Raw genomic sequence first — 23730 nt, forward strand, 5'->3', positions numbered from 1 at the left:
GGGCACAAGTACTAGGCGTGCGCGAGTTCCTGTTCTCTGGTCTCCCGAACCCGACGATGAAGCTGAGGATCGAGCACACCGTGAACCCTGGGCCGCGGACCAGACCCATCAGTAGCCGAGTTCGAGTATTGCCGCTGCGCACAACGCGATGCGGGTGCACCGCGAGTGCCGGGTTGGCGAATGTGCGGCCGAGACGGCGGCGTTCGAGACGTTGAAGGACGCACGTAAGTCGGTACCTGATTCGAGACGCTTCCGATGACTGCGGAGTCTGCCGAGGAATTCAGTCGGCAACATATTGTCATTGTTCAAGTGCTGGCTGACAAGATATTTCCTGGCGCACTGTTCGGGTGATATGGATCGTCCGGGTATCAACTGTGGATTCCGTTCAGGCGCGTCGGGTTCCCAAAGGCGAGAAGACTGGAGAATGATCGAGCCGATCACGAGGAATGTGGTGACCTTTACCACCGGAGTCGCTGTGCGGCGAGGGGTAGCAGAAGGGTTCCAATGTCCATAAATATCGGCGGAGCTTTGATCGGTCGGGTGGGAGAGGTGGTCGAGCGAGCGGGACGTACCGTGAAGCACGGCTATGAAAGGTATGCCACCGATCTATCCAAAGCGGCTAGGGAATTGGCGGTAGCCGATCGCACCAGCTTCGGCGCGATCAACGTGGCCCGTGCGCGATCGGTCCGCCCGGCCGGTATAGCGCATTCCGTTCAGCCGCATGATATCGAACGAGCCACCATAAAAGATGTGCATGGTGTCGTCAACGCGTTGCTCCAAGGCGTACGAGCGGCCTACCGGGATCTCCCCGGCGCCGCGGGCGGCGGAGTGCGGCGTCTCATCAACGATATGATGACCCGGAAACCCGCGGAGTACCGGAAAATACTGTCCGATTCCGAACGAACGATTTTCGTCCATCGGACACCCGGAGGACAGGTTACCGGCTTCGTCGAGTCATCATTCCGCGAAGACGGCAACGGCCAACTGTACTCCTGGCATGTATTGCCGGAATGGCACAGCGCGGGCGTCGGGCGCGCTCTCATGCGCAGGGCACTCGAACATTTGGGGGATGTCGACGTGCACTCCAACACGACTATTGGCACGAAGGCATACGACGCCCATTTGAAGCTCGGTTTCAAGCCCGTGGGAGCGCCGACCGAAACTCCGCCGCCGATGCACAAAGCCGGGTTGGTGGCCATACAGCAGAACCTTGTCATGGACCGAGCCGCGCGAGCGGCACTGCTGCGCCGCTGGGCCGAGCAGGACGTCGTCGCACAAGGCGAGTGATGTCAGCACCGGCGGCTCGAGCAGAGCACCACGATTGATGTCGAATCCGCAACGACCACATGACACGTCCGGCGGCGGTGCATCGATCCACGGGAGGGGATCTGGCTGTGGCGATGGAAGTCCCGCATGAGGTGGTGTTCTTCCTCAATATCTGTGGCGTGCCGTACCCGGATGTGGACGAAGACGACGTGCGCGAATTGGCACGGCAGGTGCGGGGTTCCGGCGCAGCTGAAGGTGCAGGACCCGGTCGCGGCCGAAACTTTGTCGATTCCGGAACAGCCGCACGGCGACCATGCCTACCTGGCGGGCGATCTGCCCGAGGCCCTCACGCGCTACACCCGGGAGCTCTCCGCCGATCCGCTGCGCCCACAGCCGTGGGCCGGTCTGGCGCTGGCGCTGCCAAAGTTGTACCCGGACAACGACTTCGGCATTCTCGAGCACCGGGCAGAAGTGGCCGCGGCGCTGTACCAGGCGGTGCGGGCCGCCGCCGAGAATGTCGAGATCGTCGACCTGCTGCGCTGGTTATCGGACGGCACTCGCATCGATGGCTAGTTCGGGGTTGCATACCAACCGGAATTTCCTGCTGCTGTGGTCCGGCAACGCAGCGTCACTGGTCGGATTCCACGGCGTCCGAATCGCCTATCCGATGGTGGTGCTCGCGGTGACCGGTTCGCCTGCTGCGGCCGGTTGGGTGGGCTTCGCACTGACCGTGCCGAGCCTGGTCTTTCAACTTCCGGCTGGCGTGGCCGCGGATTATTCGAATCGGCTGGCAATCCTGGTGCGGTGCCAAGTCATCGGGCTGGTCGCCGCGGGCACGGCCGCTGTATCGGTCGCAGCCGATCTGCCCGGACTGGGTGTGTTGCTGTGCGCGACCGCGTTCGTCGAGGGCAGTGTGTACGTCTTCGTCGGGCTCAGTGAGTTGGGAGCGGTCCGCGATGTGGTGTCACTCGCACAGCGGCCCGCGGCATTTTCGTTCCTCGAGGCAGAGCAACCCATCGCTATCCTCGCGGGTCGGGCGGCGGGTGCGTCGATGTACGGTGTAGCGCGCTGGCTGCCGTTCGTCGCCGATGCCGTGTCGTATGTGTGCTGCCTCGTCACATTGCTGCTGATCCGTTCGGACTCCGCGCAACCCGCCGAAGATGGGCATCGTCCGTCCCGCCGCGGCATCGTGGCTGGCGCGCGTGTCGTGTGGGCCGAACCGTTCCTGCGAACGTCGACGGCGATGATCGCGTTGTCGAACATCATCATTCAGGTTGTCTTACTGCTGATCCTGCTGGACCTGCACAACGGCGACTACCCGTCTTGGACGGTCGGCGTCGTGCTGGGCGCCGCCGGTGTCGGTGGCATCGCCGGTGCGGCCGTCGCCTCCTGGCTCAGCACGCGGTTTCCGTCCCGGCGGGTCTACAAGGGAGCCCTGTGGGCGTGGACGGTACTGCTCGCACCGATCGCGTTGAGCACCAACCCGTTTGTATTGGCGGCCTGCTGGTGCGGAGTCGGTGGCATTGGTGTCGTCAGCAACGTCGCCCTGACCATGGTCCGCGTCGATGTCATCCCCGAAGGAACGCTCGGTCGCGCGATAGCGACAATGGCGCTGCTCTGCGATGGTGCCGTAGCGCTCGGCGCGCTGGGCGCTGGTTACCTGCTGTCCGCCTTGGGAACCGGCTCCACGCGCTGGGTGGTGCTTGCCGCGATGCTCGCCCTCGCCGCATACGCCAGCATCGGCGCGAACCGCGCCCGTGTCGCCCGTCCGGTCGCGCCGACAGCACCGGATTCGAACCCGAGCGGCGCCGGAAGATGATCGTCGCGATCGCGCACGACGACCACCCGCGATCGGAATCGTCGCTCGCCCGGCCACCGAACCGGCGCACTCGGTCTACCCAATTGGGCTTTTTCGGCGACAGCTGCTGCACCGGTCATCGCGCAGTATGGGCGCTTGTCGCCGTTCGGGCAGTCCAGCGACACAGCAGCGAATCACCGGCCGTCCCCGGCGCGAAGCTCACCTGACGCGCACGGCGTAGTCCGCAAGTGATTCCAGAGCGCGGAATGCTATCTCGATGAACCCGCGCAGCACCTCGGCGATCTGCTCGTTGGATTAACCGGCGAGGGTGCGCCGCATCGTTTCACCGAAGAGCACCCGATGCCCACCGGCCAACAAGAGCACGCTGAAGCTGCGCATGTCCGCGTGCGGGCGGGCGCTCGAAGATATGATCGCCTAGCAGATCGCACGCCGCGTCTGGGACACCGGATCCGGCCCGCGCGTCACTCTTCCCCAGGAACTTACTCCAGAGTAAGGTCGGCTCATGGCGTGGAAACCGACAGAAATACCCGACCAGAGCGGGCGCACCTTCATCGTCACCGGAGCCAATGGCGGCCTCGGCGTCGAAACCACCAAGGTGCTGGCGAGCAAGGGCGGCACGGTGATCATGGCCTGCCGCAATGTCGAGAAGGCGCAGCCGATCGCCGATCGGATCGATGGCGATGTCCGGGTCCAGCAGCTGGATCTGGCGGATCTGGCCTCGGTGCGCGAATTCGCCGACAAGACCGACGAATTCGATGTGCTCATCAATAACGCCGGTCTGATGAACATCCCGTTCTCCCGCACCAAGGACGGATTCGAAACCCAATTCGGCGTCAACCACCTCGGCCATTTCGCGCTGACCGGACTGCTGCTCGATCGCCTCCGCGACCGAGTAGTGAGCCTGGCGAGCATCGCGCACAAGCAGACCCCGAAGCTGTGGATCGACGATCTCAACTACGAGAACCGCCGCTACCAGCGCAACCTGGCCTATGCCCAGTCCAAACTGGCCAACCTGATGTTCGCCCGCGAACTGCAGCGGCGACTGACCGAGGCGGGCTCCGACAAACGCTCTTACGCGGTGCATCCGGGCGTCTCGGCGACCGATCTGTTCGCAAGAACCGAAACCCCACTCGACCGGATCAGCAAACCTTTCATCCGCCTCGTCGGCCATGCCCCGGCCAAGGCCGCGCACTCCACCCTCTTCGCGGCCACCATGCCAGATGCCGATCCCGCCACCTACTGGGGTCCGACCCGGTTGTTCCAGAGCCAGGGCCCGGTCGAACCCTCACCATCGAGCAAGTTGTCGAAGAATCCGGAACTCCTGCGCCGCCTATGGGAGGAATCCGAGCGCATGACCGGGATCACCTACAAATTCTGAGGCCCGACCTGCTCCTACGTACCGTGTAGTAGACGGGTACCGTGGTATGCGTGTCCGCTCCACCGCGCCGCTCGGCACACAATCGCCCGGCCCTCATCGTGCTGGTGATCGTGGCCGCCCTCGCCTGCTTGGCATTGGGGTGGTGGCAGTGGCAGCGGTTCGAATCCGCGAGCGGCACCGGCCAGAATCTCGGCTACGCATTGCAGTGGCCGCTGTTCGCCGGATTCGCGGTCTTCGCCTACTTCCGGTTCGTGCGGCTGGAATCCGAAGCGGATAAGCAGCCGGAAGCCGAACCGGCTCCCGCGAAGGTGCGTCGACCCGCGAAAGCCGATGCGCCGCGCGAGATTCCGGCCGGACTGTTACCCGAGCGGCCCAAGGCCGCCCGCGACGATGATCCGGTGCTCGCCGAATACAACAAATATCTGGCCGAGCTGCATGCACAAGACATCGACCAACACGTCCGGGACGCGGGCCTCACCCACGACACACAGAGGAGCGCCGGTTGACCACCAGCGAGAACTCGACCGAATCCGCCGCGACGCTCACACCCGAGCCGACGGCCACCAACGTCGCGAAGATCAAGTCGGCACTGCTGCGCTACCGGGTACTCGCCTGGACGACGGGTCTGTGGCTGCTGCTGCTCACCGGCGAAATGATCGCCAAGTACGGCTTCGACGTGCACACCCCGAACTGGATCGCGGTAGTGCACGGCTGGGTCTACTTCGTCTACCTGCTGGTCACCGCCGACCTCGCGGTCAAGGTGCGCTGGCCTATCCCGCGCACCGTCGGCACCCTCATCGCAGGCACCATCCCACTGCTGTCCTTTTTCGTCGAACACGTCAACGCGAACAAGGTCAAGCAGGACTTCAACCTCTGACCCACCCCATCTCAGGCACGCCCATCGCCGGATCCGCACAGCTTGCGGCCCCGTCGAGCCATACGGCTGATTCAGGACTCGGCGAGGGCCGCCAGGGCGGGGAGAAGCTGGGTGAGCGCGCGACCGCGATGGGATACGGCGTCCTTCTCGGCGGGCGTCAGCTGAGCAGCGGTGATATCCCCGCCTGCGGGAATGAACAGCGGATCGTAGCCGAAACCGCCATCGCCCACCGGCTTCCGGCCGATCGCACCGGGCCATTCGCCGCGCACCACGATCTCGGTGCCGCCGGGCACTACCAGCGCGCAGGTCGAGACGAATTGTGCGCCGCGCCGCTCGTCCGGCACGTCACCGAGTTGGGCGAGCAGCAGGGCGTTATTGGCCGCATCGTCGCCGTGCACCCCGGACCAGCGTGCGGACAGCACGCCGGGCATCCCGTTCAACGCGTCCACCGTGATCCCGGAATCGTCTGCGACACAGGGCAAACCGGTGGCGGCCGCACCATCGCGCGCCTTCGCCAGCGCGTTCTCCTCGAAGGTCGCGCCGGTCTCGGGCGCCTCGTCGTAGCCGGGCACATCGCCGAGTCCGACGATCTCGATGCCCGCGATACCCGCGTCGGCGAGGATCCGACGCAGCTCGTTCAACTTCTTGGCATTGCGACTGGCGACCAGGACCCGGCGCGACATCACTTCTTCTTCGACTCGGCAGGCTGCGGCAGCACGCCCGGATACGGCAGTGCCAGCGCCTCTTTCTGGATGGCGAACAGCCGCTCACAGCCGACGAGCGCGGAGTCGAGCAGCTTGTCCAGGGTGGAGCGCGGGAAGGTGGCGCCCTCACCAGTGCCCTGGATCTCCACCAGCGTGCCGGTGTCGGTGGCGACCACATTCATATCGACCTCGGCGCGCGAATCCTCTTCATACGGCAGGTCCAACCGCACCCGGCCGTCGACGACGCCGACGCTCACCGCGGCGATCGCACACGAGATCGGCTGCGGGTCCGCCAATCCGCCCGCCGCACCCAGATATGTCACCGCATCCGAGAGCGCGACATACGCGCCGGTGATCGCCGCGGTCCGCGTGCCACCGTCGGCCTGCAGCACATCGCAGTCGATGGCGATGGTGTTCTCGCCGATGGCGGCCAGGTCGATGCATGCCCGCAGCGACCGGCCGACCAACCGGCTGATCTCCTGTGTGCGACCGCCGACCTTGCCCTTCACCGATTCGCGCCCACTGCGGGTATGCGTGGCCGCGGGCAGCATCGCGTATTCGGCGGTGAGCCAGCCGAGTCCGGAATCGCGACGCCACGGGGGCACGCCCTCGGTGACGCTCGCGGTGCACATCACCCGGGTCTGCCCGAACTCCACCAGCACCGAACCGGCTGGATGCGTGGTGAAGCCACGGGTGATCCGTACCTCGCGGAGCTCATCGTCCGCCCTGCCATCGGCTCGTCTCGACACGCGCCAAGCCTAGTCACATGGCCTGCCGCCCGCGGCAGCCGGTCAGATGTCGAAGCTTTCGCCCGGTGTTACGGCGTGCACCGGTCCGGAGAACTGCGCTTTCGCCTCGGCGATCACGTCCTCGCGGGACGTCCACGGCGGAATGTGGGTGAGCAGCAACTCTTTCACGCCAGCACGCGCGGCAATGATGCCCGCCTCGGTGCCGGACAGATGAATGCCCGGCGGCCGGTTGGCCGGATCGTGCGTCCAGGAAGCCTCCGACATGAGAATGTCGGCGCCCTCCGCGAGTTCGAATACCGCATCGCACATCGCGGTGTCGCCGGTGTAGACGAAGGTCCGCCCCGCCGCGGTCACGATGCGCAGCCCGTACGACTCCGGCGGGTGAAACATCCGCCGCGCGAGCACCGTATGGCCAGGCCCGAATTCGACCGATTCGCCCTCGACCCAGGTCTGGTGATCGATGACATCGGACCAGTCGTCGCATTCCCCGCCGATTTCGGCGGAGGCATTGCCGATGCGCACCGCGCTATCGGAGGGACCGCGCACGATCGCCCGCCCCACCGGGGGTGTCGGATGGTAGCGCCGCCAGACCAGCAGTCCGGGTAGATCCAGGCAGTGATCGGCATGCAGATGCGTGAGGAAGATATCCGCCTCACCTGGATCGGCGTGGCGCTGCAATGCGCCGAGCACGCCGGGCCCGAAATCGATGACCACCGGCGACATATCCGGCCCGGTCAGCAGGTACCCCGACGCTGGGGAGTCCGGGCCGGACACACTGCCCGAGCACCCGAGGACGGTAAGGCGCATTCCCCCATGCTCCCACGACGAATTCTCACTCAAGAACCGATCCCCCACATTCCGCTGCGCGCCGCGCGATTACCGCGGCTACGCATTGACTCCGGCTCGATCCCCGCGACGGTGTCGACGTTCATCACCAGAGAGTACCCAGCCCGCCAGCACTCCACCCATTGCTCCGAAAAGATGCCCCTGCCAAGAGATTCCGGGCTGTCCGGGCAGCACACCCCACAGCACGGACCCATAAATCGCCAGTACAACCAGGCCGATGCCGATTTGCAGGAGATTGCGGGCGAACCAGCCGCGCGAGATCAGGAAGGTCAGCCAGCCGAAGATCAGCGAGGATGCGCCGAGGTGCACCGATCCGGTAGCGCCGGTGAGCCAGACGCCGACTCCGGCCACGATCCAGATAATCGCGGTGGCGGCGAGTCCACGCCCGATGCCCGCGAGCAGGGTGATGAAGCCGAGGACGATAACCGGAAGCGTATTGGCGAACAGGTGATCCCAGCCGTGGTGCAGGACCGGGGCCCAGAGAATGCCCCACAGGCCGTCCGCCTCGCGCGGCTCGATGCCGTTGTAATCGAGCTGGTTGTGGTCGAGGTTGTCGACGCCTTCCACGCCGTAGAGCAGGGCGACGAATGCGGTGATGATCACGCCCGCGCGCAGCCAGAGCTGTTTGATCGGCGCGAAGCTGCTCGGTTTCGCTGGTGTCGAACCGATCGGCTGCCCGAGCTGGGCGCGTAGTGCGGCGATCCGCTCCGGATCGAACGACGAACCGCCGGTCATCGCAACCTCCTCGTCGAGCGAGGCCCGGACGCCGACGATATGCGAAAGGGGCTCGCTCCTTCGAGAGTACCGGGGCAAATCGCGACCATACCTGCCAGTGATACGGGCGTGAGCTTGCACTTTCCGCGCGAAAGGTGCCCGCTCGTCGAAACTCAGGCCCAGAGCTGGCCGTCGAGGCGTTCCTCGGCCTCTTCGAGAGTTCCGTCGTATGCCCCGGTGGACAGGTACTTCCATCCGCCATCGGCAACCACGAAGGCGATATCCGCCCGCGTGCCCGCCCGCACGCATTTGCGCGCGACACCGAGTGCCGCGTGCAGAATCGCGCCGGTCGAAATGCCCGCGAAAATGCCTTCTTCCAATACCAGCTCGCGCGTGCGCTTTACCGCGTCGAAGGGACCGACCGAAAAACGAGTGGTCAGCACCGACTCGTCATAGAGCTCGGGAATGAAGCCCTCATCGATATTGCGCAGTCCGTACACGAGTTCGCCGTAGCGCGGTTCGGCCGCGACGATTTCGATGCCGGGCACCTTCTCACGCAGGAAACGGCCGGTCCCCATGAGCGTGCCGGTGGTGCCGAGACCCGCGACGAAATGCGTGATCTCGGGCAGGTCGGCGAGGATTTCCGGGCCGGTGGTCTCGTAGTGCGCCAAGGCATTGGCCGGATTGCCGTACTGGTACAGCATCACCCAGTCCGGATTCTCCTCGGCGATCTTCTTGGCCAGCGCGACCGCCTGATTCGAACCGCCCGCGGCCGGGGAATCGATGATTTCCGCACCGAACATGGTCAGCAGCTGACGCCGCTCGACCGAGGTGTTCTCCGGCATCACGCAGACCAGCCGGTAGCCCTTGAGCTTGGCCGCCATGGCCAGGGAGATGCCGGTATTTCCGCTGGTCGGCTCCAGGATCGTGCAGCCGGGCGAGAGCAGGCCGTCGGCCTCGGCCTGTTCGATCATCCGCAGGGCGGGACGGTCCTTGATGGAACCGGTCGGATTGCGGTCCTCGAGCTTGGCCCACAGCCGCACCGGATTTTCGCCGTCCCACTGCGGAGACAGGTTGCGCAGCCCGACCAGCGGGGTATTGCCGAGGGTCGCGATCAGCGATTCGTAGCGCGCCACGGGGTCGATCAGCCTCCAGCGACGGCGGGCAGGATGGTGACGCTCGCGCCCTCGGGCACCTCCGCGTCGAGACCGCCCGCGAAGCGCACATCCTCGTCGTCGACGTAGATGTTGACGTAGCGGTTCAGCTTGCCGTCCTTGAGCAGCCGCTCCGCGAGCCCCGGATGGTTGGCCTCGAGATTGTCGATCAGCGCGGAAAGGGTCGAGCCCTGCGCGTCGACACGCTTCTCGCCTCCGGTGAGGCCACGCATGATGGTCGGGATGGACACGGTTACCGGCATGGGGACTCCTCGAATTCAGCGAACATGGGTACTAAGCGGTCTCGTACGCATCGACGATCCGGACCGGCTCCTCGGTGACCACACCGTCCACGATCCGGTAGCTGCGCAGCTCGTGCTGCTCGGGATCGCGGGTGGAGATCAACACGTAATGCGCGAACGGCTCGGACGCGTAGGAGATGTCGGTGCGGCTCGGATAGGCCTCGGTGGCGGTATGCGAGTGGTAGATGACCACCGGTGTCTCGTCGGCATCGTCCATGGCCCGCCACACCTTCAGCTGTTCACCGGAATCGAACCGGTAGAAGGTCGGCGAGCGCTCGGCATTCATCATGGCGATGAACCGCTCCGGCCGATCCGACCCCTCCGGACCGGCGATGACGCCGCAGGCCTCGTCCGGGTGATCGGCGCGCGCATGCGCCACCATCGCCTCCACCAGGTCGGTCCTGATCACCAGCACGAGTCAACCTTCCGCATCTCACCCATCGCACCCGACAACCACCCAGAATATTCGGCTATTCCCGCCCCCTCTCCCTCGGTCCCCTTCCCGTGCTCCCGCAAACGTTCGTGAATTCCGCCCGGCATGTCGGACGGCGAGTCGCTATGCGAGAGCCTCCGAAGCTTTGCGGGAGCCGCTAGGAACGGGGGAAGAGGTCGGAGTAGGCGGGGATGCCTGCGACGGAGTGGGCGGTGAGGATGGCGTCGAGGATGGCGCGCTCGACGCAGAGTGCGGCCGCGGTGCAGACCTCGTCCAGGACCAGCAGGTCGGATGGGAAGGCGGGCGGCATCGGGGTCTCGGTGATTTCGGCGGTGCCGGTGGACAGAGCGAATATGGTGTCGCCGTCGAGCGGCGAGTGGGCGGGGCGGATGGCGCGGGCGAGCCCGTCGTGGGCAGTGGTGGCCAAGCGCTGACAGCTGGCTGGGTCCAGGGGTGCGTCGGTGGCGACGACACCGATGGTCGTGTTGAGGACAGTGCCCTTGACCGGGAGTGCGTTGGCCACGGCCAGTTGCTCGGGCGTAGCGGGATGCAGGCCGAATGCGTCGGGGCCCTCGGTGCCGACGCCCCACGGCAGGCCGGTGCGCGGGTCGAAAACCGAGCCGACGGGATTGGCGACAACCAGCGCCGCCACTGTCACGCCCGCGGCGGGACCCGCGCCGAGCACAATGCTCGCCGTTCCCACGCCGCCCTTGATCGAACCGGCCCGCGCGCCGACGCCCGCGCCGACGCACCCGCGTTCGAACTCCTCCGCCGCCGTATCGGCCGCCAGGAAGCCGAAATCGGCGGTCGGTCGAATTCGCCAGTCCCCCACCGGAAGATCGAAGATCACCGCGGCGGGCACGATCGGCACCACCCGACTCGGATCGGTGGGATCCATCGGTATGCCCTCGTGATGTTCCTCCAGCCAACGCATTACGCCATCCGCGGCCGCGAGTCCGTAGGCGCTGCCGCCGGTCAGCAGGATCGAATTCACTTGGCGCACAGTGTTGCCCGGGTCCAATAGATCGGTTTCCCTGGTCCCAGGCCCGCCGCCGCGCACATCGACCGCGGCGACCGCGCCGCCGGGCACGCGCACGACGGTGCAGCCGGTCGCCGCACCGGAACCCAGGGTGGCGTCCGGATCGAGCACATGATGGTGCCCGACCAACAGACTGGGGACATCGGTCAGCGAATTACGCAGTCCCACTTGCGCGTTCACAGCACGTACTCCTCGAGCATCACGGCCCGACGCCGTCAGGGCGCGAGGGCCTGCAGCAGCGAATCCTGCATCCACGTCAGCCAGTGATACACATCCAGATGCGGCCCGCGCGGATCATCGGGTTCGAGATGATCCGGTGTCTCGGCATCGATTCCGAGCACCGTGCCCAATGCCAGGCGCACATCGGTCAGCGCGGTCAACCAGGCGTCGGCCTGCTCCGGCGTCAACACGATCTTGCCGCCATCGGTCGGCACCGTATTCAGCACCACCGATCCGGCGGCCAGCTTGGCGTCGATGATCTCCGGCTCGTGCAGACTGCGCAGCGCGCTGTTGAGATCGGCGCGATCGGCGTCGGGAGAGCCCGGTTCACTCCGGTGGAAGTCCGGCAGCAGCCGGTGCAGCCGGGGATCGTCGGGCGGGGTGGTATTGCCGCTGCGCAACCCGGTGAGCTCGGCGAGCTCATCGTCGGGTGCGGATTCGGCCCGCTCGGTCAGCAGGCCGGAAACGGCGCCGACCAGGGACCGCAGTACGCTCGCCTCACGCGCGTCCATTTCGGATCGCAATTTGAGGCCGCTCAGCGAGTTTTTCCGGCTCCACTTACGCACTGACGTCAGGGTAGTCGTACCGGTCAGTCGTCACGTTGCATGGTCGCCCAGAGTCCTGCGGCGTGCAGCCGTCGCACGTCCTGTTCCATTTTGTCCCGCGACCCCGACGACACCACTGCCTTGCCCTCGTTGTGCACCTTGAGCATCAATTCGGTCGCCTTCGCTTTGCTGTAGCCGAACAGCTTCTGGAAGATGTAGGCGACGTAGTGCATGAGGTTGACCGGATCATCCCAGACGACCGTTACCCACGGACGGTCCTCGGCCTCCAGGATCTCGGTGTATTCGACCGCCTCCGGAGTCGCCTGTGCCGCCGACAATGTCGCTTTCGCTTCGCACAAGGCCATAACACTCAGGGTACGACTCGACTCCGGATACACAACACCCGTCCACCAGTAATCGACAGACACCCCGGCCACAGCCGCCTATCATGCCCGCCACGGCTGTCTACAGTGGCTTGGGTGGACATGCGCAGCACCGCACTGCTGACCGATCAGTACGAACTGACCATGCTCGCGGCCGCCCTCGGCGACGGCTCGGCGCACCGGCGCTGCACCTTCGAGGTGTTTGCACGGCGCTTGCCGAATGGTCGCCGTTACGGCGTGGTCGCGGGCACCGGACGGCTGGTCGAGGCGCTGGCACATTTTCGTTTCGAGGATCCGGAGCTCGATATCGCGGCCGGTTTCCTGGACTCGAAAACCATCGATTGGCTGCGCGAGTACCGATTCACCGGCGATATCGACGGCTATCCGGAGGGCGAACTGTATTTTCCGGGCTCCCCGATTCTTTCGGTGCGCGGCAGCTTCGCCGAATGCGTCCTGTTGGAGACCCTCGCCCTGTCGATCCTCAACCACGACAGCGCGATCGCCTCGGCGGCCGCCCGCATGGTGAGCGCGGCCGACGGCCGTCGGATAATCGAGATGGGCTCGCGCCGCGCCCACGAACTCGCCGCGCCGTCCTGCTCACGCGCCGCATATCTGGCCGGTTTCGACGCCACTTCGAATCTGGAGGCCGTTCGCCGCTTCGGTGTGCCAGGAGCGGGCACCAGCGCGCATGCGTTCACGCTGCTGCACAGCACTGCGGACGGCGCGCATGAGGCGGCCGCGTTCCGCGGTCAGATCGAGGCGCTTGGCATCGGCACAACACTGCTGGTCGACACCTTCGACATCACCCAGGGAGTGGCGACCGCCATCGAGGTCGCCGGACCCGAATTGGGCGGTGTGCGTATCGATTCCGGTGATCTCGGCGTACTGGCGCGACAGGTGCGCGACCAACTCGACGGACTCGGCGCGACCAAGACCCGCATCGTGGTCTCCGGTGATCTGGACGAGTACGCGATCGCCGCACTGCGCGCCGAACCGGTGGACGCCTATGGGGTCGGGACGTCGCTGGTCACCGGGTCCGGAGCGCCCACCGCCGGAATGGTCTACAAGCTGGTCGAGGTGGACGGGTTGCCGGTCGCCAAGCGCAGCAGCCACAAGGAGTCGCGCGGCGGCACCAAGAAGGCGATTCGGCTGTCCCGCCGGACCGGGACCGTGGTCGAGGAGATCGTCTATCCGGCCGCCGGAACCCAGCCCGCCGCAAACGGATTCGAGGTTCGCGAACTGTTGGTCCCGCTGGTGCGCGACGGCGAACCGGTCGATGAGCTGCCCACGCTCGCGGACGCCCGCAAGTTGGTGGCGCGCGGTTTGGTCAGCCTGCCGTGGGAGGGCCTGAAACTGTCGGCTGGGGAACCTGCGATTCCGACGACATTTGTGAACTGATCCGGACGGCTTCGGCGTTGCGTCGCTTGGCCAGCCATTCCACGAACGAGATCGCGACCAGCACGATCAGGAACCCCTTGATCAGCAGCCGTACCCAGTCACCCACCTCGCCGGGTCGATCCCCGAGCAGAAAAGCGGTGGCCAGATAGGCCGTATAGCCGATGAAGAGTGCGATCGAGATTCTGACGGTGCTGTTCACGTGGACCTCCGAGTGTTCGTAGCCCGCCCGATCGATCAGGCGGCACAATGTAATCCACAGACAGGAGCCCGAGTGTTTACACCCTCGGCGCTCAGATCGTGGAAAGGTGAGGTCGACATGAACCGAGCGTTGATCATCGTCGACGTGCAGAACGATTTCTGCGAGGGTGGATCATTGGCCGTCACCGGCGGGGCCACGGTCGCCCGGCGCATCACCGGCTACCTGAACTCCGCGCATTACAGTGCGGTCGTAGCCACCCGCGACTACCACATCGATCCGGGCGGCCATTTCTCCGAACATCCGGATTATGTGGACACCTGGCCGCCGCACTGCCGGGTCGGCACCTCCGGCGCGGATTTCCACCCCGCGTTGAATACCGAGCAGATCCAGGAGATCTTCTCCAAGGGCCAATACAGCGCCGCCTATTCGGGTTTCGAAGGCGCCACCGAGGACGGCACCGGTCTCGCCGACTGGCTGCGCGAGCGCGCCATCGACGAACTCGACATCGTCGGAATCGCCACCGACCACTGTGTCCGCGCGACCGCGCTGGACGCCCGCATCGAAGGTTTCGACACCAGGGTGCTGCTGGACTTCACCGCGGGCGTCGCACCCGATACCACCACCGCCGCACTCGACCGCATGCGTGCGGCGGGCGTGGATATCGAGGGTTCGGTCGTTCGCTGACGCAGACCGTCCACCTCGACCTGCCGGATGACACGCCGGGTTCGCATTTGGAAGGTGTGCGAAGCAGGCCGAGGATCCGATCGGGCGGTGATCTGTGTCGGTCCTAAGCAGTAGGCTCGTCGCGTGCCCGAACTGCCGCCCGTCCCCGAGCTTTTGGCCACCGCTGTGCGCGCGCTCGGCGGGAAGGAGCGCGTCGGGCAGGTGACGATGGCGGCGGCGGTCGATCACGCCATCGATACCAAGGAGCATCTCGCGGTGCAGGCGGGCACCGGGACCGGTAAGTCGCTGGCGTATCTGGTGCCGAGTCTGCGTCATGCGGTGCGCACCGGGCGGACCGTGGTGGTCTCGACCGCGACGATCGCACTGCAACGTCAGCTGGTCGACCGGGATCTGCCGCGCCTGGCCGAGGCACTGAGCAAACCGCTGGGTCGGGAGGCGAAATTCGCGATTCTCAAGGGGCGCAATAACTATTTGTGCCTGAACAAGATCAATAGTGCGATCCCGGACGAGCCCGCGGAGGCCGAACTCTTCGACGCATTCGCCATCTCGCGGCTGGGCCGGGAGGTGCAGCGGCTCAACGAATGGGCCTCGAATACCGAAACCGGCGATCGGGATGAGCTCGCTCCCGGGGTCACCGACCGGGCCTGGCGGCAGGTCAGCGTGTCGTCGCGGGAATGCCTCGGCAAATCGCGCTGCCCGTTCGGCCAGGACTGCTTCGCCGAACGAGCAAGGACGGAATCGGCCCAGGCCGATGTGGTGGTGACCAATCACGCCCTACTCGCCATCGATGCGATCAGCGGCATCCAGGTGCTGCCCGAACACGATGTGGTCGTCATCGATGAGGCGCACGAATTGGTCGATCGGGTCACCGGCGTCGCCACCGCCGAACTCGCCGCATCGGCGATCAGCGCCGCGGCCCGGCGCTGCGCCAAACTCATCGACCAGCAGGAAGTGGACCGGCTGGAGGAGGCCGCCGAGGCCTGGCACACGGTGCTCGACGAACTGCCCGCCGCCCGCTGGGACAGCCTGCCGGATGGCATCGCGCCGGTGCTCGCTCTGGTCCGCGATGCCGCCTGGAACGCCCGCACCGCGCTCGCCCCACAGGGCGGCACCACCGCACAGGGTGATCCGGAAAGCGCCGCCGCCCGCACCCAGGCGCTGGCCGCCATCGATGAGGTGCACGACAGCGCGGTGCGCGCGTTGACCGCGTTCGACGAATCCGATCCGGCCAAGCGCCACGACGTCATCTGGCTCGCCGCCGACGAGATCCGCGGCGTCACCCGGCGCACGCTGCGTATGGCGCCGCTGTCGGTGGGCGGGCTATTGCGCAGCAGACTTTTCGGCACCGCCACCGTCGTGCTGACCTCGGCCACCCTGCAGATCGGCGGCTCCTTCGACGGACTCGCCATCACCTGGGGTCTGCCCGCCCAATCGGGCAGCCGCGGCGATGCCGCCACCGCGAACGGCGCGCAGGCGCCCTCGGACGCGGAGACCGTGCGCTGGAGTTCGCTCGATGTCGGCTCGCCGTTCGACCATGCCAAGTCGGGAATCCTGTATGTGGCGAAGCATCTGCCCGCACCTGGTAGAGATGGTCTGGCACCGGCCTACCTCGACGAAATCGAGCGGCTGATCAGCGCCGCGGGCGGGCGCACGCTCGGGCTGTTCTCTTCGATGCGCGCCGCCCGCGCGGCCACCGACGCGCTGCGCGAACGACTGAATACGCCGGTTTTGTGTCAAGGGGACGACGCAACCGGTGCGCTGGTGCGCAAGTTCGCCGACGACCCGGAGACCTCCCTGTTCGGCACGCTGTCGCTGTGGCAGGGCGTCGATGTGCCGGGTCCGTCGCTGAGTCTGGTGATCCTGGATCGAATCCCGTTCCCACGCCCCGACGATCCGCTGCTGACCGCGCGACAGCGGGCCGTCGAGTCGCGCGGCGGCAATGGCTTCATGACCGTCGCGGCCAATCACGCCGCGCTGCTGCTGGCCCAGGGCACCGGCAGGCTGTTGCGCAGCGTCGATGACCGCGGTGTCGTCGCGATCCTGGATTCCCGTTTGGCGACCGCGCGCTACGGCGGCTATCTGCGGGCCTCACTGCCGCCGTACTGGGAGACCGCCGATCCCGAAGTCGTCACCAAAGCGCTGCGGCGACTCGCCGCCGCAAGCGCCTGAGCAGGCCAAATTGTGAGACCACTCACAAAGCATTCCAATACTTCCAGGCAGAAGTAAATTTGAGAATCGGTACTCCGGTGAGACCCCAATTCCCACACCGGATGTATCGGCGGTCCCCGCGCCAAGCCCTGCACGCGGCGCGGGGACACCACAAATCCCTGTCACGGCCGGTCCACCCATGAGACCGTTTCCCAATGACGCACCAGCCAGATATCGACGCCCTCGGCGAATTCTTGATCAGCGCAAGGTCTTTGGCCGAGTACCGGGCCATCTTCGCACTCACCGAAGCCGACCTCGACGGACGCATCCTCGACTGTCCAGGCGGCGCAGCGAGTTTCACCGCGGAGGCCAGTGAACTCGGGGCCACCGTCATCGCGGCCGATCCGATCTACGCCCAACCCGCGGAGCAACTGCGCACCCTCGCCATCTCCGAAACCGATCGCGGAAACGTTTGGGCAACAGCACATCTGGACCGCTACCGGTGGGATTTCTACGGCGATCCGCAACAGCATCGAGCGATACGCCTGGCTGCCGCGGCCCGCTTCGGCGCCGACCTCGCCGCACATCGAGATCGGTACGTCGCGGCGCTCCTGCCGTCGCTTCCCTTCCCCGACAACAGCTTCGATCTGGTCCTGAGCTCACATCTGCTCTTCACCTACGCCGACCGCCTCGATCCGGATTTCCATCTGGCATGCCTGCTCGAGCTCTCCCGAGTATCCGCGGGCGAGACCCGCCTCTACCCGCTGGTCGATCACACCGGCGTACGCCAAGACGATCTGGTCGCGCACCTGCGAAAAGAACTGCACGACAAGGGAATCCGCTCATCGCTGCGGGAAACGGCCTACGAGTTCCACCGCGGGGCGACCACGGTCCTGGTTCTGCACTCGATCAGATCGTCCATTTGAGGATCAACGTGACGACCGCCGCGATCAACGCCACCGCGACGGCGGCCCCGCCCCAGACAATGCCCTGACGCTGCCACGGACGGCCATGGTCGAGCGAGAACTTGCCGGGGCCGGTGAAAGCGACAGTCGCGCCGACGGCGGCGAACAGCAAGGGCAATTCGTAGCCCTTACCGGTCAGCAGGCCACCACCCCAGGTGGCATTGACCGCATTGATCATGGTGCCGAGCACGATGGCCGAGGCCAGCGGGGTCAGCAGGCCGAGCAGCAGCAGAATGCCGCCGGTGAATTCGCTGAGTCCGGCGAGCGTGCCGAACAGTTTTCCGGGGTTGTAGCCCATGGAATCGAAGGCGGCGGCGTTGCCGCTCCAACCCATGCCGCCGAACCAGCCGAAGAGTTTCTGAGCGCCGTGCGCCGCGAGCAGGCCGCCGAAGACGACGCGCAGCACCAGGAGGCCGATATCGGTGGCGGAGTTGTCGAGGGTCGCGCCACTCGGATTGGTGGAGCGTCCGAGTGTTCCGTTGGAAGTCATGCTGGTCCTCATCTGTGCATCGGTTATGAACAATTAGCCTCGGCAATGAAGCGGACTGCGGTCCGATTATCCCACAGCGCAGGCCAACCGCGCGATAGGCGAGTCTTATTCCGCGAGGAAGAAGAAATATCCGAGGAACATCACCATCAGTGCCCACATCGCCGGATGCACCTCTTTGATGCGCCCCTTCGCGACCATGACGATCGGATAGAACAACATGCCCATCGCAAGGCCATTCGCGATCGAGTAGGTCAGGGGCATCATGACGACGGTGATGAAGGCCGGAACCGAGTACTCCAGCCGATTCCAATCGATCTCGCCGAGCGCGCGAGCCATCAGCACGCCGACCACGATCAGCGCGGGCGCGGTTATGGCCGCCGAACCGGCGACCACCGCGAATATCGGGTAGCAGAACATGGCGACCAGAAACCAGCCCGCGGTTGTCACGGCGGTCAGACCGGTCCTGCCGCCCGCTGAGACACCCGCCGTCGATTCGACATAGGCGGTGGTGGTCGAGGTGCCGATGACCGCGCCCGCCATGGTGCCCACCGAGTCCGCGGCGAGCGCGCTGGCCGCGCGCGGCAGTTTGCCGTCCTTGTCGAGCAGTCCGGCCTGGTTGGCGACGCCGATCAGGGTGCCGGAGCAGTCGAAGAAGTCGACGAAGAGCATGGTGAGAACGACGACGGCCATCTGCCCGGTGAACGCATCGGGCAGATGGATGATCGCCTGACCGAAGGTGTGCTCGAGTCCCGTCGGCATCGCGACGACACCCTTGGGCAGATCGACCAGACCGCTGACGACGCCCACGATGGCCGTGAGCACGATGCCGTAGAGCACCGCACCGTGCCAGCCGATGACCAGGAACACCACGGTCATCACGAGACCGAACAGTGCAAGCAGGGTGGTGCCCTTGGTGAAGTTGCCGAGCGTGACGAGGGTGGCCTCGCTATTGACCACAATGCCCGCGTTCTTCAGCCCGAGGAATGCCACGAACATGCCGATGCCCGCGCCGACGGCCAGCTTCATCTGCATCGGAATCGCATTGAGGATGCGTTCGCGCACCTTGGTGATCGCGAGTACGAAGAAGATCACCCCGGACAGGAAGGTTCCCGATAGCGCCACCTGCCAGGGGATCCCCATGCCGAGTACCACCGAATATGCGAAGAAGGCATTGAGGCCCATACCCGGTGCGAGCGCGATCGGATACCTGGCCCACACCCCCATGACCAGCGTGCCGAAGACCGCGGCGACCGCCGTCGCGGTGAACACCGCTTGCATGGGAATGCCCTTGGCGCCGAGCGCACCCTCGTCGCCGAGCACCGACGGATTCACGGCCAGCACATAGGACATGGCGAGGAAGGTGATGGTTCCGGCCATCAACTCGCGCTTCATGGTCGAACCGTTCGAACTGATGCCGAAGTACGCGTCGAGGCGTCCTCGGGTTCGCGTCAGAACGTCGGTGACCATGAGCTCTCCAGTGAAAAACGAGTACGGGGGTGCCAGGGCACGGTAGCCGACAATTCACTGGGCTCGAGAACCCGACCCATCAGCCGGTCCAGGTTTTCGTGAGCCTCGTCACGGTAGCCATCTCAGATATCGCGGGCACCGCCCACCGGCAGCTCGGCGGCAAGGTCGAACTCTTACCCAGCCCGCTGACCTCGCTGCTCGGGTGCGCCACCACCTTCCGCGGCTTGGAGTTCACCAAGTGAGCCACCGGCCACAATCAACCTCTGGCTCGCCTATTCGCTCCACTGGCCCAACCGGACCATTGCCCTGGGCCCCGAAACTGAGCTCGGAGTAGGTTCCGGATTCGGCATCAACCGTTCGGGGCGATTACCAGGCCCAGTTCGGCGTCGCTGGCGAGCAGTTCGTTGTGGGGTAGCACGCGGACCGTATAGCCGACGGCACCGGACAGCGGGACCGGGGTTGCGACGGTGAAAAGGTCTACACCGGAATCGGATCCGGTGTGGGTCATCGGGAAGGTGGTGGTGTCGGAGAGGTCGTCGGTCGGTGAGACTCGGCCCAGTACCGCTTGCACACTGACGTCGGCGGGGGTGAGCCCGCCGAGGTCGATGCGGGCGGCGAGGGAGAGTTCGGCGCCGATGATCGGGGTATCGGGCAGGCCCGCACTGTCGACCTGGATGATCTTGACCGAGGACCAAGCGGCCTCGACCCTGCGTCGATACTCCGAAACCGCTCGGGCAGCGGCGAATTCGTCGGCGCTCGCGCGTCGACCCGCGGATGCGGCGGGGGCGTAGTAGTCGACGGCGTAGTCACGAACCATGCGGGAGGCCAGCACCTTCGGGCCGAGCGTTTGCAGGGTGTGGCGCACCATCTCGACCCAGCGCACCGGCATATCCGAGCCGTTACGATCGTAGAAGCGCGGTGCGACGGTGCGTTCGAAAAGGTCGTAGAGGGCGGCGGCCTCGAGGTCGTCGCGGCGGTGTTCATCGGAGACGCCGTCGGCGGTCGGTATGGCCCAACCGTTTTCGCCGTCGAACATCTCATCCCACCAGCCGTCCCGGATGGAGAGGTTGAGCCCCCCGTTGAGCGCGGACTTCATACCGGAGGTGCCACAGGCCTCCAGCGGACGCAGCGGATTGTTCAGCCAGACATCGCACCCCCAGTACAGGTAGCGGGCCATGGACATGTCGTAGTCGGGCAGGAAGACGATGCGATGACGCACTTCCGGATCGTCGGCGAACCGCACGACCTGCTGGATCAGCGTCTTGCCGCCGTCATCGGCAGGATGACTCTTGCCCGCGACCACCAATTGCATCGGTCGATCGGGATCCAGCAGCAGCGCACGCAAGCGCTGCGGATCGCGCAGCATCAGGGTCAACCGCTTATAGGTCGGCACCCGGCGCGCGAAACCGACGGTCAGCACATTCCGATCGAAAACGCTGTCGACCCAACCCAATTCAGCCGAAGCCGCACCGCGTTCCAACCAGGACGCGCGCACCCGGCGACGCACCTCGGCAACGAGGATGGCGCGCAAGGCATTCCGGGTCGACCACAATTCACCAAGGTCGAAATCGCGCAGCTTCTCCCAGCCACGCGCCTCCTCGACCAGCTCAGGACCGATGTGTTCGCGTGCCTTGTCGAACCATTCGCGCGCGGCCCAGGTCGGGGCATGCACACCATTGGTGACCGAACCGATCGGCACCTCGGTCGCGTCGAAGCCCGGCCACAGCGGCGCGAACATGGCGCGGCTCACCTCGCCGTGCAGTTTGGAAACACCATTGGCGCGCTGGGCTAGTCGCAAGCCCATATGCGCCATATTGAATACCGACGGATCGGACTCGCGACCGAGCGCGACGATCCGGTCGATGGAAAGCCCTGGCAGCATGGCGGATTCGGATTCGCCGTGGCCACCGCCGAAATACCTGCGCACCAACGGCATCGGGAACCGGTCGATACCCGCGGGCACCGGCGTGTGCGTGGTGAACACCGTAGCGGCCCGCACCGCGGTGAGTGCGGTATCGAAATCCAGTCCGGCCGAGACGAATTCGCGAATACGCTCGACGCCGAGGAATCCGGCGTGTCCCTCGTTCATATGGAACACATCGGGATCCGGCAGCCCGGCGGCTCGCGTATAGGCGCGCACCGCCCGCACGCCACCGATACCGGCCAGAATCTCCTGCTTGATCCGATGGTCCTGATCACCGCCGTAGAGCCGATCGGTGACCGCGCGCAGTTCCGGATCGTTCTCGGCGATATCGGAATCCAGCAGCAGCAATGGCACCCGCCCGACCTGCGCGATCCACACCCGCGCCCGCAGCACCCGCTGATCGGGCATGGCCACATGGATCAGCACCGGCGAACCTTCGGTGGTCAGCAGCCGCAATGGCAGCCCCTGCGGGTCCAGCGCCGGATAGTGCTCGGACTGCCAACCATCCGCGGTCAGCGACTGCCGGAAGTAGCCGGAGCGGTAGAGCAATCCGACACCGATCAGCGGCAGCCCCAGATCCGATGCGGACTTCAGATGATCACCGGCCAGAATCCCGAGACCACCCGAATAGTTCGGAAGCACCTCGGTAACCCCGAACTCCATCGAGAAATAGGCGATACCGCGCACCGGCTCGTCGGTCTGCCGCTGGAACCAGCCCGGCCGCGTCAGATAGTCGCGCAGATCCGCGGCCGCGGCATCCACCCGCCCGACGTAGTCCGCATCGGCGGCAAGCTCGTCCAACCGCGACGCGGGGACATCGCCCAGCATCCGCACCGGATCGTGGCCGAGCTCGGCCCATAGCACGGGATCGAGCTCCGCGAACAGATCCTGGGTTTCCCAATGCCACGACCAGCGCAGATTCGTGGAAAGTTCGCCCAGGGCCGCCAAACGCTCGGGCAGATGGGCACGGACGGTGAAACGACGAAGTGCCTTCACGTGCCGAACCCTACCGAATGCCACGGCACCCGGTGGCTCCACCGACCCAGGTCACTTGACCAGATGCACCGCATGCGATCGCGGCCAGAGCGGACCAGCGCAACGAGTCCTTGCGTCGCGCAGCGTCGGCAAGCGCTCACTGCTGGGTAAACCGCTGCGGCCGGAACGTCGTTCATTCGCGGCACACAGCTGGCGGATGACAGGCCTACTTCCAGCGAGTACCGACGATCGAGGGCGGACAACCGGGTAGGGCCCGACGAATCGCACGAACGGCCGCCTGCACAGCGGCGCCACTGCTCAGCGCACCGAAATATCCGCTCGCGGCGAACCCGACGTGAATGAGAGCATCAGCTGATGCCGCACTGGATCGATGTGCTCCCCCAGTTCCTGCTGGCCTGCCTCATCCTGGCCGCACTGCCCGGACCCGCGACGGCGCTGTTTCTCCAACGCGCGGTGCGTGACGGTCGCGCGGCGGGCCTGGCTGCGGTGGCCGGGAACGAGATAGGGGTGTTCGGGTGGACGCTCGCCGGTGGCGCAGGCCTGTCGGTGCTGCTGGTCGCGAACCGGTTCATGAATACTGCGGTGCACGTCATCGGGGCGTTGGTGTTGATCTGGCTCGGCGTGCAGGCCTGGCGCGGCGCCCGCGGTGACGACGAATTCGGCAGCACAGCGTCCACCCGCCCCGCCGGCTGCCATCCCCCGGCGACGAAGCTGCTGCCCACCGGCCGCACCCCGGGTTCGGCCTTCCGCACCTCGCTGATCTCGATCGCGGCGAATCCGAAGGCGGCCGTCTTCGGCCTGACGATCCTGCCGCAGTTCCTGCCGTCGAGCGGTCCGGTGCTGCCGACGGTGCTGATCCTGGCGGGCATTCAACTGGTCCTCGATACCGCGTGGTGCATCGGCATCGTGCTGGCGGCGGACCGCGCCGGGGCCTGGCTGCGGCGAACAGGAATCCGCCAGCGGGTGGAGCGCGCGCTCGGCGCGATCTTGGTCGCACTCGGCCTCGGTCTGGCGGCCGACGCACGCTGATC

The 23730-nt window shown here is 65.9% G+C and carries 26 protein-coding genes; 12 read left to right on the forward strand and 14 right to left on the reverse strand.

Annotated elements, in window-relative coordinates:
* Positions 1–504 precede the first annotated feature (504 nt).
* From NA5_RS26525 to NA5_RS26555, 6 genes are all read left to right on the forward strand, one after another.
* A complete protein-coding gene (locus NA5_RS26525; protein WP_084484429.1) occupies positions 505–1287 on the forward strand; it encodes a GNAT family N-acetyltransferase in 783 nt (260 codons plus the stop codon).
* Positions 1288–1458: 171 nt separating this feature from the next.
* Entirely contained in the window at positions 1459–1839 is a 381-nt protein-coding gene (locus NA5_RS41410) for a hypothetical protein (RefSeq protein WP_062990741.1), read from the forward strand.
* Positions 1832–3085, forward strand: coding sequence for an MFS transporter (locus NA5_RS26535; RefSeq protein WP_169811367.1), 1254 nt, complete (start codon positions 1832–1834; stop codon positions 3083–3085). The genes NA5_RS41410 and NA5_RS26535 overlap by 8 nt, the downstream gene beginning before the upstream one ends.
* A gap of 502 nt (positions 3086–3587) precedes the next feature.
* The gene (locus NA5_RS26545) at positions 3588–4463 is read left to right on the forward strand and encodes an oxidoreductase (RefSeq protein ID WP_062990747.1); all 876 of its coding nucleotides are present in this window, start codon (positions 3588–3590) and stop codon (positions 4461–4463) included.
* A gap of 50 nt (positions 4464–4513) precedes the next feature.
* A complete protein-coding gene (locus tag NA5_RS26550; RefSeq protein WP_062990749.1) occupies positions 4514–4969 on the forward strand; it encodes a hypothetical protein in 456 nt (151 codons plus the stop codon).
* Positions 4966–5340: a DUF3817 domain-containing protein gene (locus NA5_RS26555; protein WP_062990751.1), complete on the forward strand. Its 375-nt coding sequence runs from the start codon at positions 4966–4968 to the stop codon at positions 5338–5340. The genes NA5_RS26550 and NA5_RS26555 overlap by 4 nt, the downstream gene beginning before the upstream one ends.
* 71 nt (positions 5341–5411) lie before the next feature.
* Here the strand turns inward: NA5_RS26555 and rdgB are convergent, their stop codons facing one another.
* The 10 genes from rdgB to clpS all read right to left on the reverse strand — a co-directional run bounded on the left by rdgB (position 5412) and on the right by clpS (position 12410).
* Complete coding sequence (gene rdgB / locus NA5_RS26560) at positions 5412–6023, reverse strand: RdgB/HAM1 family non-canonical purine NTP pyrophosphatase (protein ID WP_062990753.1); 612 nt, start codon at positions 6021–6023, stop codon at positions 5412–5414.
* Complete coding sequence (gene rph, locus NA5_RS26565; RefSeq protein WP_062990755.1) at positions 6023–6793, reverse strand: ribonuclease PH; 771 nt, start codon at positions 6791–6793, stop codon at positions 6023–6025. The genes rdgB and rph overlap by 1 nt, the downstream gene beginning before the upstream one ends.
* Before the next feature lie 42 nt (positions 6794–6835).
* A complete protein-coding gene (locus tag NA5_RS26570) occupies positions 6836–7600 on the reverse strand; it encodes a cyclic nucleotide-degrading phosphodiesterase (protein WP_084484431.1) in 765 nt (254 codons plus the stop codon).
* A 78-nt stretch (positions 7601–7678) separates the two neighbouring features.
* The gene (locus NA5_RS26575; protein ID WP_084484432.1) at positions 7679–8374 is read right to left on the reverse strand and encodes a rhomboid family intramembrane serine protease; all 696 of its coding nucleotides are present in this window, start codon (positions 8372–8374) and stop codon (positions 7679–7681) included.
* Between the two features lie 152 nt (positions 8375–8526).
* Entirely contained in the window at positions 8527–9489 is a 963-nt protein-coding gene (locus tag NA5_RS26580; protein ID WP_062990757.1) for a PLP-dependent cysteine synthase family protein, read from the reverse strand.
* A gap of 8 nt (positions 9490–9497) precedes the next feature.
* A complete protein-coding gene (locus NA5_RS26585; RefSeq protein WP_062990759.1) occupies positions 9498–9770 on the reverse strand; it encodes a MoaD/ThiS family protein in 273 nt (90 codons plus the stop codon).
* A gap of 31 nt (positions 9771–9801) precedes the next feature.
* Positions 9802–10224: a M67 family metallopeptidase gene (locus tag NA5_RS26590; RefSeq protein ID WP_062990761.1), complete on the reverse strand. Its 423-nt coding sequence runs from the start codon at positions 10222–10224 to the stop codon at positions 9802–9804.
* 175 nt (positions 10225–10399) lie between these two features.
* The gene (locus tag NA5_RS26595; protein ID WP_062990763.1) at positions 10400–11461 is read right to left on the reverse strand and encodes a P1 family peptidase; all 1062 of its coding nucleotides are present in this window, start codon (positions 11459–11461) and stop codon (positions 10400–10402) included.
* Positions 11462–11496: 35 nt separating this feature from the next.
* Positions 11497–12066, reverse strand: a complete 570-nt coding sequence (gene aosR / locus NA5_RS26600; protein ID WP_062990765.1) for an oxidative stress transcriptional regulator AosR — start codon at positions 12064–12066, stop codon at positions 11497–11499.
* Positions 12067–12089: 23 nt separating this feature from the next.
* Positions 12090–12410 carry an ATP-dependent Clp protease adapter ClpS gene (clpS, locus tag NA5_RS26605; RefSeq protein WP_157110647.1) on the reverse strand — a complete coding sequence of 107 codons (321 nt, stop codon included), beginning with the start codon at positions 12408–12410 and terminating at the stop codon, positions 12090–12092.
* A 120-nt stretch (positions 12411–12530) separates the two neighbouring features.
* Between clpS and NA5_RS26610 the strand changes: the two genes are divergently transcribed.
* Positions 12531–13826, forward strand: coding sequence for a nicotinate phosphoribosyltransferase (locus NA5_RS26610; RefSeq protein WP_062990816.1), 1296 nt, complete (start codon positions 12531–12533; stop codon positions 13824–13826).
* Here the strand turns inward: NA5_RS26610 and NA5_RS40660 are convergent.
* Positions 13756–14025, reverse strand: a complete 270-nt coding sequence (locus NA5_RS40660; RefSeq protein ID WP_157110648.1) for a hypothetical protein — start codon at positions 14023–14025, stop codon at positions 13756–13758. The two genes, NA5_RS26610 and NA5_RS40660, sit on opposite strands and share 71 nt — an antisense overlap.
* Before the next feature lie 117 nt (positions 14026–14142).
* Here NA5_RS40660 and NA5_RS26615 point away from each other — a divergent pair, with 117 nt between their 5' ends.
* The 3 genes from NA5_RS26615 to NA5_RS26625 all read left to right on the forward strand — a co-directional run bounded on the left by NA5_RS26615 (position 14143) and on the right by NA5_RS26625 (position 17783).
* On the forward strand, positions 14143–14709 hold the full coding sequence (locus NA5_RS26615; protein WP_040687184.1) for a nicotinamidase: 567 nt from the start codon (positions 14143–14145) through the stop codon (positions 14707–14709).
* A 123-nt stretch (positions 14710–14832) separates the two neighbouring features.
* Positions 14833–16878: an ATP-dependent DNA helicase gene (locus NA5_RS26620; protein ID WP_062990770.1), complete on the forward strand. Its 2046-nt coding sequence runs from the start codon at positions 14833–14835 to the stop codon at positions 16876–16878.
* 194 nt (positions 16879–17072) lie between these two features.
* Complete coding sequence (locus NA5_RS26625) at positions 17073–17783, forward strand: methyltransferase domain-containing protein (protein ID WP_062990772.1); 711 nt, start codon at positions 17073–17075, stop codon at positions 17781–17783.
* Here NA5_RS26625 and NA5_RS26630 read toward each other — a convergent pair.
* Positions 17767–18312 (reverse strand): DoxX family protein, encoded by a 546-nt coding sequence (locus NA5_RS26630; RefSeq protein ID WP_084484433.1) that lies wholly within the window; start codon positions 18310–18312, stop codon positions 17767–17769. The genes NA5_RS26625 and NA5_RS26630 overlap by 17 nt on opposite strands.
* A 105-nt stretch (positions 18313–18417) precedes the next feature.
* On the reverse strand, positions 18418–19779 hold the full coding sequence (locus NA5_RS26635; protein WP_062990774.1) for an NCS2 family permease: 1362 nt from the start codon (positions 19777–19779) through the stop codon (positions 18418–18420).
* 29 nt (positions 19780–19808) lie between these two features.
* On the opposite strand from NA5_RS26635, the gene NA5_RS40665 reads away from it, so the two are divergent.
* Positions 19809–20021 (forward strand): hypothetical protein, encoded by a 213-nt coding sequence (locus NA5_RS40665; RefSeq protein ID WP_157110649.1) that lies wholly within the window; start codon positions 19809–19811, stop codon positions 20019–20021.
* Between the two features lie 107 nt (positions 20022–20128).
* Here NA5_RS40665 and glgP read toward each other — a convergent pair whose 3' ends face one another.
* Entirely contained in the window at positions 20129–22699 is a 2571-nt protein-coding gene (glgP, locus tag NA5_RS26640) for an alpha-glucan family phosphorylase (RefSeq protein ID WP_062990776.1), read from the reverse strand.
* A gap of 354 nt (positions 22700–23053) precedes the next feature.
* Here glgP and NA5_RS26645 point away from each other — a divergent pair, with 354 nt between their 5' ends.
* A complete protein-coding gene (locus NA5_RS26645) occupies positions 23054–23728 on the forward strand; it encodes a LysE family translocator (RefSeq protein ID WP_062990778.1) in 675 nt (224 codons plus the stop codon).
* The last annotated feature ends 2 nt before the right edge of the window (positions 23729–23730 follow it).

The organism is Nocardia anaemiae NBRC 100462, assembly GCF_001612725.1.
GTDB lineage: Bacteria > Actinomycetota > Actinomycetes > Mycobacteriales > Mycobacteriaceae > Nocardia > Nocardia anaemiae.